The 16,362-nt window shown below is 40.9% G+C and carries 14 protein-coding genes and 1 riboswitch; of the genes, 8 read left to right on the top strand and 6 right to left on the bottom strand.

Annotated elements, in window-relative coordinates:
• Positions 1 to 33: 33 nt before the first annotated feature.
• The 4 genes from AN944_RS01565 (at position 34) to AN944_RS01580 (ending at position 6,156) form a co-directional block, all read left to right on the top strand.
• Complete coding sequence (locus tag AN944_RS01565) at positions 34 to 3,294, top strand: winged helix-turn-helix domain-containing protein (protein WP_055022822.1); 3,261 nt, start codon at positions 34 to 36, stop codon at positions 3,292 to 3,294.
• Positions 3,295 to 3,310: 16 nt separating this feature from the next.
• Complete coding sequence (locus tag AN944_RS01570) at positions 3,311 to 3,676, top strand: DP-EP family protein (RefSeq protein WP_055022823.1); 366 nt, start codon at positions 3,311 to 3,313, stop codon at positions 3,674 to 3,676.
• 481 nt (positions 3,677 to 4,157) lie between these two features.
• Positions 4,158 to 4,751 carry a DP-EP family protein gene (locus tag AN944_RS01575; protein WP_055022824.1) on the top strand — a complete coding sequence of 198 codons (594 nt, stop codon included), beginning with the start codon at positions 4,158 to 4,160 and terminating at the stop codon, positions 4,749 to 4,751.
• A gap of 121 nt (positions 4,752 to 4,872) precedes the next feature.
• Positions 4,873 to 6,156 carry a sensor domain-containing diguanylate cyclase gene (locus tag AN944_RS01580; protein ID WP_055022825.1) on the top strand — a complete coding sequence of 428 codons (1,284 nt, stop codon included), beginning with the start codon at positions 4,873 to 4,875 and terminating at the stop codon, positions 6,154 to 6,156.
• Positions 6,157 to 6,209: 53 nt separating this feature from the next.
• Here the strand turns inward: AN944_RS01580 and AN944_RS01585 are convergent, their stop codons facing one another.
• The gene (locus tag AN944_RS01585) at positions 6,210 to 6,479 is read right to left on the bottom strand and encodes a DUF6482 family protein (protein WP_055022826.1); all 270 of its coding nucleotides are present in this window, start codon (positions 6,477 to 6,479) and stop codon (positions 6,210 to 6,212) included.
• A gap of 220 nt (positions 6,480 to 6,699) precedes the next feature.
• On the opposite strand from AN944_RS01585, the gene AN944_RS01590 reads away from it, so the two are divergent.
• Positions 6,700 to 7,077, top strand: coding sequence for a DUF805 domain-containing protein (locus AN944_RS01590; RefSeq protein WP_055022827.1), 378 nt, complete (start codon positions 6,700 to 6,702; stop codon positions 7,075 to 7,077).
• A gap of 347 nt (positions 7,078 to 7,424) precedes the next feature.
• Positions 7,425 to 7,553: riboswitch (glycine riboswitch) on the top strand.
• Positions 7,554 to 7,706: 153 nt separating this feature from the next.
• Positions 7,707 to 9,080 carry a sodium:alanine symporter family protein gene (locus tag AN944_RS01595; protein WP_055022828.1) on the top strand — a complete coding sequence of 458 codons (1,374 nt, stop codon included), beginning with the start codon at positions 7,707 to 7,709 and terminating at the stop codon, positions 9,078 to 9,080.
• Positions 9,081 to 9,086: 6 nt separating this feature from the next.
• Here the strand turns inward: AN944_RS01595 and AN944_RS01600 are convergent, their stop codons facing one another.
• The 4 genes from AN944_RS01600 to AN944_RS01615 form a co-directional block, all read right to left on the bottom strand.
• Entirely contained in the window at positions 9,087 to 9,815 is a 729-nt protein-coding gene (locus tag AN944_RS01600; protein ID WP_055022829.1) for an ABC transporter substrate-binding protein, read from the bottom strand.
• A gap of 376 nt (positions 9,816 to 10,191) precedes the next feature.
• Entirely contained in the window at positions 10,192 to 11,094 is a 903-nt protein-coding gene (locus AN944_RS01605; protein WP_055022830.1) for a cation transporter, read from the bottom strand.
• 195 nt (positions 11,095 to 11,289) lie between these two features.
• Positions 11,290 to 12,168 (bottom strand): LysR family transcriptional regulator, encoded by an 879-nt coding sequence (locus AN944_RS01610; protein ID WP_055022831.1) that lies wholly within the window; start codon positions 12,166 to 12,168, stop codon positions 11,290 to 11,292.
• Between the two features lie 39 nt (positions 12,169 to 12,207).
• Positions 12,208 to 13,047, bottom strand: coding sequence for a hypothetical protein (locus AN944_RS01615; RefSeq protein ID WP_055022832.1), 840 nt, complete (start codon positions 13,045 to 13,047; stop codon positions 12,208 to 12,210).
• 190 nt (positions 13,048 to 13,237) lie between these two features.
• On the opposite strand from AN944_RS01615, the gene AN944_RS01620 reads away from it, so the two are divergent.
• Both AN944_RS01620 and AN944_RS01625 read left to right on the top strand, forming a co-directional pair.
• Entirely contained in the window at positions 13,238 to 13,543 is a 306-nt protein-coding gene (locus AN944_RS01620; protein ID WP_055022833.1) for a hypothetical protein, read from the top strand.
• Between the two features lie 119 nt (positions 13,544 to 13,662).
• A complete protein-coding gene (locus tag AN944_RS01625) occupies positions 13,663 to 14,034 on the top strand; it encodes a PleD family two-component system response regulator (protein ID WP_055022834.1) in 372 nt (123 codons plus the stop codon).
• Between the two features lie 156 nt (positions 14,035 to 14,190).
• Here AN944_RS01625 and AN944_RS01630 read toward each other — a convergent pair whose 3' ends face one another.
• The gene (locus tag AN944_RS01630) at positions 14,191 to 16,257 is read right to left on the bottom strand and encodes a S9 family peptidase (RefSeq protein WP_055022835.1); all 2,067 of its coding nucleotides are present in this window, start codon (positions 16,255 to 16,257) and stop codon (positions 14,191 to 14,193) included.
• Positions 16,258 to 16,362 lie beyond the last annotated feature (105 nt).

Consider the following 16,362-nt stretch of genomic DNA (forward strand, 5'->3'; position numbering starts at 1 on the left):
AGCATAACACTGGGTTTTCAATGGAATGTGATAATGAAAAACGAGATTTTTTTCTTTGGTGAATGGCAGGTTGATCCCAATAGCAATAGCGTAAACCTTGGTAAAAAAACAAAACAGCTTGAACCCAAAGCTATGGACGTATTGGTTTTATTATGCCAACGCAGCGGTGAAGTACTCAGTAGCGATGATATCGTCAATCACTGTTGGCCTAATACCGATATTGGCGATAATCCACTGCACAAAATTATCAATCAATTACGCCGAGCACTAGAAGATAAAGCAACAACACCACGTTATATTGAAACCATTCGTAAACGAGGCTACCGCACCCTCGCCGATGTTAATTTTCCCATAGGTCATGAAACAGTTGCTAACCATCAGCAGTGGAGTGCTGGTTCACCTTTCCCTGGTCTTCAGGCCTACTCAGAAGAGTTCTATGAAGTCTTTTTTGGCCGCAGTAAACAAATTAGCGTGCTACTTGAGCGTATTAGCCAGCAAGTTAAATTCGGTCGCGGTTTTTGTTTATTACTCGGCCCAAGCGGCAGTGGTAAATCATCGTTAATCAATGCAGGCATTATTCCTAATCTTACCGTAGGATCAGGGTATAACGGGGTGCATGTAGTCGCATACAGCAGCCTTGACTTTGCCGATGTCGCTAAATCACAACTCTTTATCGAACTTGCAGGAGCGATGCTTGATTGGGAAGTTAACGACCAACCTGTGTTTGACGGCGACAGTGCGGATTCGCTTTCCCACCGACTCATTACAGAACCACAGGCGATTGTTAATCAATGCAAACAAGCCATTAAAGCTAACCGTCAACTTCACACTCATTTTGCTTTGTTTATCGATCGTCTAGAAGTGTTATTGTCTTCACCGCTTTTCACCCATGAGCAGCGTTCTGCTTTTGTTGGCATACTCGAACAACTCGCCAACTCTGGCTGCATTATTGTATTAAGTGCTTGTCGAAATGAGTTTTACCCATTACTGGTTGGCTACCCTAGTTTAATGACAGGAAAGGGCCGTGGGGCGCATTTTGATTTATCGCCACCGACTCGTAGCGAATTGCTGCAAATGATCCGTTTGCCCGCTATTGCGGCTAATTTAACTTGGACCAGCGACCCTGATACTGCAACACCTTTAGATGAAATCCTCTGCGCAGAAGCTGCCAGTAACCCCGACGCACTGCCGATGCTGCAATACATGCTGCAAGCACTTTACTTAAAGCGCAGTAAAGACAACCAATTGCTGTTTAGCGTGTATCAAGAGTTAGGCGGCATTGAAGGGGCAATAGGCAAAAATGCCGAAGATGCTATAGCAGAGCTCACCCCCCAGCAAAAAGCCAGCTTGCCCCATGTATTTTCACTGTTAGTGACGCTAAGGGAAGACGAGTCATCGATCACTAGTCGCACCGCGCGCTGGGCACAGCTGCACACCAAAGAAGAACGCACCCTGACTCAGGCAATGATTAACAGTCGTTTGTTCGTGTCCAATTTGCAAAATGGCGAACCCTGCTTCAGCATCGCCCACGAAGCGCTACTGCGCCGCTGGCCAAGGGCAACCTCATGGATAGCTGAGCATAACCAAAGTTTGCGAATTAAAAGCAGACTCCATCATTTATCCACCCGATGGTTACAAGAAAACAAAAACCATGCCTACCTGCTGGCTGACGGTAAACCACTCAGAGAAGCCAAGTCACTCAAAAATAATCCCTTGTTCGAGCTTGAGCCTGAAGAAATTGAATTAATTACTGCATCGAGTAAGCACGAAAAAATCAAACGTTGGCAAAAAACCTTCACCATCTCGCTACTCTTTTTACTCACGATCACCTCGATTTTGGCCAGCGTTAAAAGCTTCGAAGCAGAAAGAATGGCCCAACAGAAAAGGCAAGCAGCAGAAGACCTTCTCGGCTTTATGGTGGGTGATTTCGCCGATAAAATGCGCGGTATTGGGCGTATGGATTTACTGGATGGTATCAACAAAAAAGCACTGGAATATTTCAGTGACGCTTCGAACCCAAACGATACCAACTTAAGTTTTGAGGCCCGCTTTCAACACGGTCAAACCTTAGAGGCCATGGGTGAAGTCGCCTACTCACGGGGTAAAACTATCGAAGCCAAAGAAGCCTTGTTAGCTTCTAGAGAAAAGCTCACCGCATTATTAATTGAGCAACCTGAACATTTCGAACTACTAAAAACCTTAGGGGCTAATGCGTTCTGGTTAGGGCAACTGGACTACGACCAAAGTGATTGGCAAGCAGCTAAAACATGGTTTGAACAATACTTAGCTTACAGCCAAACCATGTATGACTTAGCACCTGATGATAATGATGCAATTATGGAGCTTTCCTATGCAAATAATTCATTGGGTTCTATCTCGATAAACCAACAAAATTTTGATATTGCAGTGGATTACTTTCAACAATCTTTAGCATTAAAAGAAAATGCGTTAATTAGAGAACCAAAAAGTAGCCAGCTAATTGCTGATATTGCTGATACCCGTTCTTGGTTAGCAAATGCCGTAATAGCGCAAGGAGACGTAAATAAAGCTATTAAATTACACGAAAAACTGCAGTTGGAGCTATTAAGTTCCTCAGCCGAACTAACTCCTTATGCATTAGATCGACTATTTTCAAGCTATCAATTCCTATCAAGCTTGCTACGTTTTCAAAATAAAAAAGAAGAAGCTTTTTACGTGGCACAAAAAGGGTTAATGACTATAAACAAGGCGCTTACTCAAGATCCCGATAACGAACAGTGGCAAATTAATCAATTTTATTCATTATTTCGCTTACTAGAGCTTGTAGACCCCACTAATTCAGAAAGTATTAAATATAATGTGGACATTGTTAGTAAAATGCTGCAATCAAACAAACGTTTAAATAATTCACCTAAAAGTATGTATGTTAATGCAAGATACAACCTATCCTCAGCAAGATACTTTTATCAATTAAAACAATTCAAAAAAAGTAATGATCTAGCTAATATTGCAACCGAGCAATTTACTGAGATTTCAGCTAATTTCAATCAAGAAGTCAAATACAAAGCCTTGCTTTCTTCAAGTCAACTCCTTGCATATCAAGCCCTAAGAAAAATAAAGCAGCCTCCGTTTGACACTCGACCTTGTGAACAGTCAAAAACTCGACTCGCACTTATTGTTACGAAAAACTTTAACCCCCAAATAACGATACCATATTTAAAGTCTATGCAATGCTTAGGTTTTAGTATCCCCAGTGATTCAACGATTATTCGTAACATGAATGAAGCCGGCATCAATATCAATTTAATTAACTAAAAACAATGGAGCTACTATGGAAAATACTACTGGCCACGCAATATTCATCACATTAACAGTTACTTTAGGTAAGAATAATATTCCAATATTTTCATACAGTAATAATGACGAACCAATTATAATAACCAAAAAAAGTGTTATTACCTATGAGCTATCAGATGAAACAGAAAAAGGCTTAAAATTCATAGGAGCTACATTTGATACACCTTTTGATGGAATTATTGATGCTGTAACAGTCAGTAATGATGGTCAGCTTATTCATCTATTAGATTTAGACCAAATAACGGGTAAAACTAACTTCCAATTTGTACTAAGTAATGCGCAAAACTCATTAATGTTAATATCTAAAGATCCACAAGTGATTAATAGAGAAGAAAACTAGTTTATATTTTCAAATTCAATATGAAGTACTTAAGCTTCAATTTTTATCAAATTGACGATTAAATTAATCTTTTGTTCTTTAATACTTAATATCGTTATAACTAACGATATTAAGTAAAAATAGCTAACTGCAAAGGACTCAATTTGAGTCCTTTTTCAATTCCTCACCCCACAATTACATCCTTAATGATAATTGAGAGTCCTTAGTAACTAACTTTAGGTTATGGCTGACTATTTTTTATACTCACCTAAAAGGAATTACAATGTAAAACAGAGCTTTATGGAAAACCACTTTCTAAACTAAAAGGTTATTAAATGCACCCCTTGCAACATCGAAAAAAGCGCTCATCACAAGCTTACTATTAGCTTCGACTTCTTATGCGCAAGCTGCCACGCAACTAGAAATTGATGCCGCATTTGCGCCTTTAAAATCAACCGCCGACTTACAAGTCATTTTAAATGCGCCTTCCGCGCTCGATGTTTTGGGTAGCGACTTACCGGCTTTTATCGACAGCATTCAATTTGGTTCAAATGGCAATTCAGGCATAACTTTTGATAATTCGGCGCTACAAACAAATTTGACTGCGACAGAGGTGTATCAAATTCTGTCACTATTTGGCTTACAAACCACCATTGGCCAGTACCCTGATGCGCTAAGTTATACAGAAACAGATGAGTTATTACTTGAAAATGCTGTCTTACCATTATGTGATGCTGCAAAACCGATTAAACTGCGTGTGACTTTGAATAAAGCCAAAGAAGCTCAGTTTAAGTACCAACAGTCTAGCGTTGTTTGCGATGGTAATGTCGAGTTAACTGAAAATACCACTATCACTTATAGCCTAGTTCACCGCAAACGCACTCCAGAGGGGTTGCGCTTTGAAGGCGCTGGTTTTACTAACCCTTTCGATGCACATATTGAACAAGTAACTGTCAGCGATGATGGCCAAGCCATCTATTTAAATAACAATATTGAAAATCTAGGCATCGGTAAATTCCAGTTTATTTTTAGTAGTGATGACAGTGATCTGTTATTAGTGAGCCCTGACCCTCAGGCGATAAATATAAAAGTTTAATTAATACAAAGGATTAACTCGGAAGGTTAGCGAAAGGTTGTAGTTAACAGAGTTCGATAGAGTAATCACTAGAAAACGCAATCACTGCGGCGATATTAACTTTCTAGTAAGGATACTCGTTATGTTAGAACTCACTTCCACTGCTGAGAATCAATTAACCCAAATTTCTCAAGTGAATATGGACATGTTTATTGGCGACACCAAGACGGGCAATATCAATTGTCAATTTGGCGTCAATGAACGTCCACCGAGTACTAACCCTTTAAAACTTGAACCACAGTTTTTATCAAACAATTTAGCCAATCACACTATTAGTAATCACACTATTAGTAATCACACTATTAGTAATCACACTATTAGTAATCGCACGATTAGCAACCAGACTATTAGTAATCACACTGGCGCCCATACTAATGCTAGTACCAGTGCTAATACTGGTGCGAATAAGGCTGATAGCAATCAAGTCAATACAGATATTAACGCTATAGAAACTAAACTCGGTGGTAACGCCCTCAGCTCATTATCAACTTTAGTTGAACACATGATGGAAGCGATGATTGTTGTCGATGAGTTTGGTAATATTCAAATGGCAAATCGACATGCAGTATCTTTATTGCTTGATTGCGATAAAAGCTCAGCAAACTCGTTAATTGGTCAGCGCTGGCAGTCTTATTTGTGTGAGCCGCAAAAGTCGCACTATCAACAAATGATCCTTGAATCTAGATTAGAGCCAAGACCGCTAAATCACTTACCTAATGAAACGACACTTAACATGTCAAATGGCCAAACCATTGATGTGGAAATGTCTATCACTCATTTTCCTATGTCTGAGCCTTTATTTGGCATCATCATCAGAGATTTAAGTAAGTATCGCGCTGAATATCAACAGCTTTATAAATGGGCATCGACTGACTGTTTAACTGAATTAGCGAACCGAAGAGTATTTGATGCAGACTTAAAACATCATTGGAAAAACTGCCTTGAACAAGGCGATCCGATCAGTGTATTAATCATCGATATTGACCACTTTAAATCATTTAATGATAACTATGGCCATGTCATGGGCGATCGTTGTTTACAAAAGATAGCCAACGCAATTAAAAGCGCCTTACCTAATGAAGATTGCACTGCAGCGCGCTATGGTGGTGAAGAATTTGCTTTAGTGATGCCTAACTGCAATACCGAAGAAGTGCAGCAAACTGCACAGTTAATACAGCAAAACATTAATGCTTTGACCTATATGGATATCGGTTTGGATATATCAGTTACAGTCAGTGTAAGCCAAGGCCATGCTAGTGAAATTAACGGCCAATTCAGAACTGCAAATGCATTATTGTGCGCTGCTGACACCGCGCTATATCGTGCTAAAGCTGAGGGCCGCAATCGGATTAATGCTTGCTGCTAGAGAGGGAAGTGTGCGAGCAGAACATCATTACATGGCTCGCACCATTAGGCAGTTTATAAATTTATTACTTGTTGATAATTGCCCGCATTGTCTAGCCCACACATTTCATCATAGGCGGTTTGATATTCAAGGTTGGCAACCGAATAGTCATGGCTTTTTAGTAGGGCTTTAGCTTCTACAATCGAGTTCACGCACTCGCCTGAACCGGCGCCATTTAAGCCTACAAAATTATTACCAGCATCGGTCAGCCCCACTAAATAGTGGGTTGCATCAGCTATACCAATGATTGTCGCGATATTGCCTGATTGGTTCACATTATCCATGACGTATCCTCAATTGAGTTTGGTTCACTTAGTAACCATGTTATACGTCAACAATTCACATCTAGTTCAAAAAGCAACCAGCAAGCCACTTCTACTAAGTACCAATGACATTTAAGAGGTCATAACGCCAGTTAAAGAATGTTGTCCTTCATTGCCTTTCCACTTTCTTTGCTGTTATAACTATATGATTAAAAAGCAAGCATACTGACAAGGAATCATCATGGATTGGTATATCAAGGTATTGAAGAATTACATTAACTTTAAAGACCGAGCGCGTCGTAAGGAGTATTGGTTCTTTGTACTTTTCAATGTCATCGCAGGGATCCTACTAGGTATCCTTGATAACATCACCGGCACCTTAAACCCTGAAACTGGCTATGGATTACTAAGTGGTATTTATTCTTTAGCGGTATTCCTACCTGCCCTTGGCGTATCTGTGCGTCGTCTTCATGACACGGATAGATCAGGATGGTGGCTCCTTATCGCACTTATTCCATTCATCGGTGCTTTTGTATTGTTGTACTTTTTTGTGTCTGACAGTCAATCTGAAACTAACCGCTTTGGCCCTAACCCTAAGGGTAACGAAGTCGAAATCTAGCCTTGGAATTAAATAAGGGCTCAGTAATAGCCAACAAAGGGCAGTATAGTGCTAACCAGCGCTGTACTGCCCTTTAATATTACTGTTTGTTCAAATTTACCGCAGGCAAACCACATCGATTTCAAACTGTGATCTACACCTCTTGAGCCTCTGATTTATATCCCGCATGCTAATGCCCTTTTTGATTAATGGCTTGTTATTTAACACGCATTTTCAAAAAGATCCGTTCGGATGAAGGTAGCAGGAGAGTGGGGACTAACCCCACACCGACGAGGCAACTTTAGTTAGTGGATTATCCGCTAGTAAAGCACTCTTTCAGGTGCCACATTGTGGTGAGGACTGTTACTGGACGAGCCTCTGGAGAGACTGTAAACAAACGCTGTTTGTCAGCGATTGTCATTACAGCGCCGAAGGCGAAAGTGAGGCTGACTTATCAGTCACGCGAAACGCTCAGGCAAAAGGACAGAGGAGAGGATGACTGTATTCATTTATGGTCACTGTCGTTTGTTGCTGCCTAAAATCTACCTATGTGGGTGGATGCTCTGTCAGTTGCCCTCTTCAGTACCACATAACAGCCATATCTTTTCCTCCTCCATATTAATTTTGTTGTTTAATATTCGAGGAACACCATGAACTTTCACGCGTTATTAACTGATATCAATGCCATTGTTTGGGGCCCAATCACCCTATGCTTACTGGTTGGTACCGGTCTTTATCTCACTATTCGGCTTAAACTATTACAAATATTTCAGCTCCCTTTTGCCTTAAGTTTGTTATTCAAACCTGCAACAGGCAAAGGTGACTTATCATCATTTGCAGCCTTGTGTACTGCCCTATCGGCGACCATAGGTACAGGTAATATCGTCGGGGTGGCTACTGCGATAAAAATTGGTGGCCCAGGTGCATTATTTTGGATGTGGTTAGCCGCCTTTTTTGGCATGGCAACCAAGTACGCCGAATGTATGCTAGCGGTTAAGTATCGCACCACGGATGCCAAAGGTAATATTGCTGGCGGCCCTATGTATTACATTGAACAAGGGCTTGGCCTAAAATGGCTAGCCAAAATCTTTGCGGTATTTGGTGTTGGTGTGGCGTTTTTTGGCATTGGTACTTTTGCCCAAGTGAATGCCATTAGCGATGCCATGACGATTGCGTTCAATGTTCCTACATGGGTGACAGCAATTGTACTGACAACAATGGTGGCAGCAGTCACATTGGGCGGCGTCAAACGTATTGCTAACGTTGCCCAAAAGCTGGTACCTACAATGGCGCTGGGCTATATCTTAGCGTGTATTTGGATTCTGTTTAGCTTTTCAGAGCAAATCGTACCGGCGCTCGAATTAGTAGTTCACTCAGCCTTTACCCCCATTTCAGCTGCAGGTGGATTTTTAGGTGCGACTGTTGCCCAAGCGATTCAAATTGGTATTGCCCGAGGTGTTTTTTCAAATGAATCTGGCTTAGGTAGTGCCCCAATTGCCGCTGCTGCTGCCAAAACTAAAGAACCTGTAGAGCAAGGTCTTGTCAGTATGACGGGGACCTTTTTTGATACAATTTTGATTTGTACCATGACAGGTTTAGTCCTGATTATTACGGGTGTTTGGAATGGTGATACTGCGGGTGCTGCAATGACCAGTGCCGCATTTTCAACGGGAGGCTCAGCCATTGTCGGTCAATATATTGTGACAATAGCGCTAGTGTGCTTTGCCTTCACGACAATTCTTGGCTGGCATTACTACGGTGAACGTTGTTGGTACTACCTAACCCACAAACGTCTTGGAGACCAAGGGATTAAGGTGTATCAATTAACCTTCTTAGGCTTGATTGCTGTCGGTGCATTTATTCAATTAGATTTAATTTGGATGCTTGCCGATACTGTTAACGGCTTAATGGCCATACCAAATTTAATTGCAATTATTGGCTTAAGACATGTCATTATGACTGAGACACATCATTATTTTGAGCGAAAGAAAAAGCAGTTTTCACAGGTAAAACTGGCAAATTAGTACCTGCTACAAATAGAGTTCTGTTTTGGTGTACTTGTCAATTAAGTCTTGAATGGTGCCGTCATTTTTTAACTCTAAAATGGCGGCATTAATTTGTGGCATTAACGCTTGATGCTCTTTCCTTAAGCGCATGACTAACACCCCTTTTGAATGAATAGCAGCTAATGCGATTGGGAGGTTGAGCTTTTTCGCCCAATACAAAGCAGGTAAATCTCCCGAAATGGCAGCATTAACTCTGTTTTTATGCAGAGCTTTTATTAATTGTTTTTCAGAACTGAAGTCCACTCGAGTAAAAATATCATCATCGTGGTACAAATAACCAAATACAGTGCCTATTGGCTGCCCTTTGATCTTAGCAATGTTAGACCAAGCCTCCTGATTCTCTTTAAGCGTTATGATGTTTTCTTGAATATGAAGCACTGGCTCTGACTGAACAAATTGCGCTCCCATATCTCCTTCAGCAAACCAACTTGGACTCACAAAATCAAAATCTAATAACCCTTTTTCAAGTGCTTGATTTGTACGTTGGGGAGGAAAATCATGGCGCTCGATGTCGATTGAAGCCGTTGCAAGGATTTGCGGAACTAACTCACCTAATATACCTGAGTTATTCGCGTCTTCGGTAATATAATAGGGCACCCAACTACTTGAGCCATTGACATTATATTTAAGAGTGGTGGCATGCAGTTTTGCATGAAACAGCAAAACTGCACTCAGCAAGAATAAGTAGTACATTTTATGCAAATAATTATCCCCCAAAACGTACACACTTTAAAAAAGTGCCATCAAAATTAATTTTATCAACATCTTAAACTAAAACAATTGTGGAACATTGTTAAGCTGATTTTAGCCTTACTTGGAAAAAATAGCGTTCTGAAGATGACAAAAGTAGCGCCAAACTCGGCTTTTGTTCACTTAACTCACTCATTAGTAATTGATTCTTATCAAACTAACAATATAAGCGACCACTTAATTAGCGTTTCAGTTTACATTGCCTGTGAATCAAGTCATAGGCTAACCAAGTGGTTTATTCGAAGAGATGTGTTAAATGAGTAATCGATGTTGCAGTAAATTGGGTATTGGTTAGTCGCACCAACACTATGGCGGCGCGCTACTTCGCTTCTGTCACAATATCTAAGTTGAGCTTAATATCTAATGATAACGTCGCTAATTTTTTATCCATCAATGCACGGATCTTTTGCAAGTCAGGTAATAGTTGATTCGACTTCTTCGGGTTTACATTAATGTTCACCATCAACTCGGGACCTACTTTAGCAATACCTGTAATCTCAAGCTCTTGTAGGCTAGAACCGTTGGCCTCTGAGACACTTTCATGCACTAGAGAGCAAATCTCTTGGCTCGGCTTCATCATCAGTAGCTCTCTTAACGCACCAGTGAGCATGGTTAATGGCACCGATATAAAGTAACTACCGATAAGCAGCATCATGACAGAGTCTGCGTAGACGGCATATGCATGCCAAGGTGTATATGCCATTAACACAGCAATAATAAAGCCTGCACAAACTGCTGCACTGATAATGGTATCCATCTTCCACTGTTTTATTTCAGCAGCAAATAAGCCCGAGCGCTGCGGCCCGTTTTGGCGAGCTAAAAACCACCAAACACCAGCACACCCTAATAAACCAATGAAACCAAATACAGCCGCAATAGACATATCAATGGCTTTACCACCACTTAGTATTGTTGTCATCGCTGACGATAAGCTAAAGCACAGCAACATTAAAATCACCGTACCTTTAATTGCCACCACGAGGGGTTCGATGATCGCTTTGCCAAACGCAAATTGAGATCTTGAGGGAGCACGCATGTAACTCGAGGCGGCTAATGAAAGCATGGTAAGAAATAAACTCATCAGCGAATAAGCACCGTCAAATAAAATGACAATTGAGCCGCTTAACCCACCCACTACAACACCTAACACAGCAAACGCTAACGCTGCTACAGCTGAAAACTTAAGTAATTGTTTATCTTTATTTTTATCTCTTACACACATGAATTATCACCAATTAAAACCTGTGGTAATTATTGTCATTGGTGACTATTTTCTCAACAGTGATTCTTGGTAATAACAACCCCAAGATAGGACTAAGTATATAAATTGATATAAATCATAAAGTTAATGCGCACATTAAGCGTCAAAAAACATGACGCTCAGTGAGTTAGTGATACATTCGAAGGCTGAAAGGCATTAAAACTTAAACAGATAATCGCTGATCTGATCGCACAGCCAAGCGACACTTTCAGGTTGTGCGCTGCCTGGCATTGAAAACATGCAGTAATCTTCGTGGGTTAACCCATAGGTATGTTTTATCACCGCCAGTTTTTGATTTCTCAAATGAGGTCTAATCAATGGCTCAGGTAACACGCCCCATGCTTTTTCGGACATAATTGTATTCAACATATATTCGAAACTTGAAAAACCAATATGTCGCAATGAAAAAGGCTGTAATTCAGGGTTATCTTTGTCATTTAAGTAAACCATTACTGCTTGCAGTGATTCACGTAATTGGCTATCCGACACCCGCTTAAGGCTCGCAAGTGGATGTGTATGCTCGCACACTGACATCATTCGAATTCGCCCCAAGGGCAGATAGTCAGTATTGGCATCATCCACTCGTTCAAAATCAACACCAAAGGCAAAGTCCACTTGCCCAGTATTGACGAGGTTAGCTAAATCACCACTTGATGCTAATACAGTATTCACTGTGGTTGCTGTGAAGTGGTTATTCAGTTCTATAATAAAGGTTTGCCATACTTCATCAGGAAAAGAATCATCCCTTGCTAGCCAAATTTCCGAACGAAACTTATCGATCGTTTGCTCGCAAGTTTGCTGAATACGCTCACATGTTGCGACGACACTTTCGCAGTCTTTGTAAATTGACTTGCCCACCTCAGACAAGACTAAACTGTTACCAGAACGCACAAATAACTTAGCTGAAAGGCTCGTTTCTAATGCCTTCATCGCCATACTCAGCTGAGTACGATTACTGTTTAGCTGTTTTGCCGCCGCAGTAACAGAACCGGTGTCGGCGATTGCACAAAAGATTTCAAGCTGTTTAAGATTCATAGTTCAGCCGCATATCGTCAGGTTATAAAGAAGCTTGCTTTATTGCTGTTGACGCAGGTTAAATTGCTTTTGTGCCAACTCGTTATATTGCTCCAACAAGGTTTGCTCACTCGTATTGAGTGACAATGCTTGTAAATCAATTTTTAGCTGGCCTTGGCGATTAAACTGACTCGCAAATGTCCCCATATTCAACATATCAACTTGCCAATCTGTTAATTGACCAATCACATAATTACCAAATTGAAAGGCTTCATATTCGTTCAGTAGGGTTAAAAAATCACTAAACCCAAAGCCCTTTAATTGCTTTTGAGCGTTGAATGCCGCTAGATACCCCTGAGAAATGGGATCGTTATTACCGGATAAAGCTTGCTGAAATTGATATGAATGACGAGTTTCATGAACTAAAAATGCCAGTGAGGCATAAGGGTCTTCCTCTGCAAGTTTCTCAGGGTTGAGGTAAACAATGCCACTACCGCCTTTTTCCACATCGAAATCAAAATACACCATTTTGTTCGGATAGCTATGGTTATCAATAATTAATAGCGGAGTTTGGGTGCCAAAGCTTTGCACCGCTAAAGCAAATACCTTTTTAAGCCAAGGTATTTGCTCATCTATGGTTAAATCAGACCAATTTGCTATTGCTTCTGTCACATTTTTATCTTGGTTAATTAACCCAACTAAGCGATCCGCATGGGATATTGTTAACGCATAAGCTGGCGCAAGGAAGGCATCACTTTGAGGCTGAAGTGCAAAAGCTTGCGGCGCTTGTTGCTGTAATGCTTGATTCGCGTAAAAGCGGTCAGCAGCAAATGATTGCGAGGGACTCAGCCACAATAAAACGATGATTAAAATGGCTGAGACTATTGTAAATTGAGGCATAGTAGACTGGCTTCCAGAAAGATTATGATTGTTATACTGAATATTGCAACGCGCTGATATCGCCAAAGAGTATCACTTATATTCGCCTTATTCAGCATAGATTTAATTGAACTAAATCCTGCTCCCATTGGACTAATAATAGTATTAAGCATGACATGTAAGGCTTTATTCCTACTGAGTATTAAGGCTAATGAACAAGAAACCTGATCGCATCACTGCAATGCAACAAATAATGACTCAGGTGAAAGCCACGTTTCCATTAACTGAGCCCGACACCTTTGTATGTGGCCCTGAAGGGAATTGCCAAGGTTGTCCGAAAAAGTTACTCGAATTGGTTGATAGCGAAATCAGCTATTGGGAAGCGGCAATTGAACATGGCAACACACCACAGCTTGGCGATATTAGTCGCTTTGCTAAACTGTGTAAAAATGTAAAACGTGGTCTAGATAGAAATGGCGTCATTGAAAAATATCGTCAATATAAACAGCCTGAATAGTAGCGCTTTCATCAAGTTAGCTTATGTTCTATGCTTAATTAGCCCTAGCAATTAATATTGTTTTACATACAATGATGAATATATCGACAGCGATATCACAACACTAGAAAGAGGCACCAATGGATAAAGCGAAAATACTTGTGATAGACGACGATCCAATCTGTACCAGTATGATACTGGCGCTTCTTGGTGATGATTATCTGGTATTAACTGCCAACTCTGGTGATGGTGCGATTGAAGTACTCTCTTCAATGAAACCAGATCTTGTGTTTGTGGATATCACCATGCCTGATGTGAATGGCTATCAAGTGATTAAATACATGAAAGAGCATGAACTGACGCAGCATGTCCCTGTCGTGGTTATCAGCTCACTTACTGAAGAATCAGATCAAAAGTTAGCGCTTAAAATTGGCGCAGACGAATACCTCACTAAACCTATTCTTCCTAATACTGTGCAGCTTACTGTCGATAAGTATCTCGACGGAGCATAATCTTTGCTGACACTTTTATCGCCTTAAATAAGGCGTTGTCGTTATTCTATTTCCAAGTTATAAAAATGCCGCAATCTATTGATTGCGGCATTTTTGATTGACTGAGATATCACTCACCACACTATTGAATAGTGAATGAATTCGATAAATTAAGCATTACTTAGCACCTGGCTCTGCGTGCTGGTTCATCCACTTTTCAACTTCGTTGTACCAGTAAATTGAGTTATTTGGCTTCATGATCCAGTGGTTTTCATCTGGGAAATAAATCATTCGCGACTCAATACCTTTGGTTTGAAGAGTACGGAATAACTCAAACCCTTGGCCTACTGGTACGCGGTAATCTAATTGACCATGAACCACTAAGGTTGGAGTATTAAAGTTTTCAGCGCCGTAATGCGGAGAGATTGATTTATAAATCTCAGGGTTATCCCAGTAGTCACCAAAACGTGTGCTATGCACCGAGAAATCGGCTGCCATTTGCGAGTACATATTGTAAACCGCAGCATGAATAAATAATGCATTAAATGGCTGATCTTTTTGACCTAAAATAATCGATGATAAGTAGCCACCGTAGCTTGCGCCACCAGCAACTAAACGTTCGTTATCAATCCAATCTTTTGCTTTAAACCAATCCGTTGCTTTAAATACATCTTCCAACGACTTGTTTTTCCAGTCTGGGTTAATGCTATCAGTGTAGTCTTGGCCAAAACTATTTGAGCCATGGAAGTTAGGCCATGCTGTGACATAGCCCCAAGAGGCAAATGTTTGTGCATTCCAGCGATAATGAAAACCATCAGAAATCGCGCTGTGAGGACCACCATGAATCAACATCATTAGTGGGTATTTTTTACTTTTATCAAACCCTGGCGGGTAATGTACCCACATTTGCACATCTTCGTCGTTATAGCCTTTATAGGTCACTGACTCATATGTACCCATATCTACATTCGCTAGAATGTCATCATTAAAACTATCTAAACGCGTGGTTTTGCCATTGCTTGGATTAATTTTAACTAAGCGAGCTGGGTACAAAAAGCTGTCATTTGCAGCCACTATCGTGCCGTCATTCGCAATAGCAGGTGCACCGAAGTTGGTTTGCTTGGTAATCGGTTTTACCTTGCCATTACTGGCATTGATGTGGAAAATGCGGCGAGTGGCAGCATCATCAATAGCAGCATAAAAACCTTTGTTATCAGCCGTCCAGCTAAAGCGGGCAACAGAGCGATCCCAGTCAGTTGTGATCACACGTTCAGTACGCTTTTTCACATCCAATAACACAAGGTTTGCTGTATCAGCGTAAAAACCATGGATAAGCTGGCGGGTAAACGCTAACGTTTTACCATCTGGACTAAAGGTAGGGTTTGAATCTGGCGCTTCGTTCTTAGGCGTTAAGTTAACCACTTTACCGCTGCCAATTTTCGCCATGAAAATATCAACTTTTGGATCAACCTGATTGTCCCAACCATTACTGTTAAACGCAATGAACTGTTCGTCAGGCGAAATATCGTAGTTGCCACTGCTTTGTGATGAACGTGGCAGTTGCTTATTCAATGGTTGAGTGATCGCTTCTACTTCGCCACCCTTTGCCGGAATACGAAATACATGCGCTTGTCTGTCTTCTTCAATCCAGTGATCAAAGCTTGAAAAAGGTAATGCATTCCACTGATGCGCAGAAACTTTATTGTCTTTATTCGCTTTTAACTGAGTTGCCATTTCATCCCAATTTTTACCTGGGAAGATACGACTAATGAAGTAAACATTTTCGCCAACCCATTTAAGGCCTTTAACGCCATCTGGCACATTGGTTAAGCGCTGTGCTTCGCCCGCTTTGTCCAATGGGAGTAAATACACTTGGCCAGCATCATCTTTATTACGCTTACTGATAAACGCGAGTGTTTTACCGTCAGGAGAAAACGTCGCCTCACTTGCACGTTGCCCTTCAGCAGTCAGCGCGCGTTGCCCTTTCCCATCTTTATCGAATAACCATAGCTGAGTGGCACCTTTATCTTCAGGCACATTGTACTTGGTCACAGGTGCAATTATGAACTCACCGTTTGGTGAAATAATTGGATTGCCTATTCGGCTTAACTTCCACAACACATCCACTGATAATGTCGTGTCTTGTGCTGCAGTTTGAATTGATTGTGTTGATTTGACTTGCTCTGCAGCTATTGACGCTGCTGGCATCAACAAGCACATAAGCACTATCCCGACTTTCTTCACGAGAGGTCTCCTTGATCTAGTTATTGTTATTTTCTTCCGCTGCCATCATTAGTAAATTGCGGCAGTAAGTAAAGCTAGCGATGAATGTTAATCGAATTAACACCG

The organism is Shewanella sp. P1-14-1 (assembly GCF_001401775.1).
Taxonomy (GTDB): domain Bacteria; phylum Pseudomonadota; class Gammaproteobacteria; order Enterobacterales; family Shewanellaceae; genus Shewanella; species Shewanella japonica.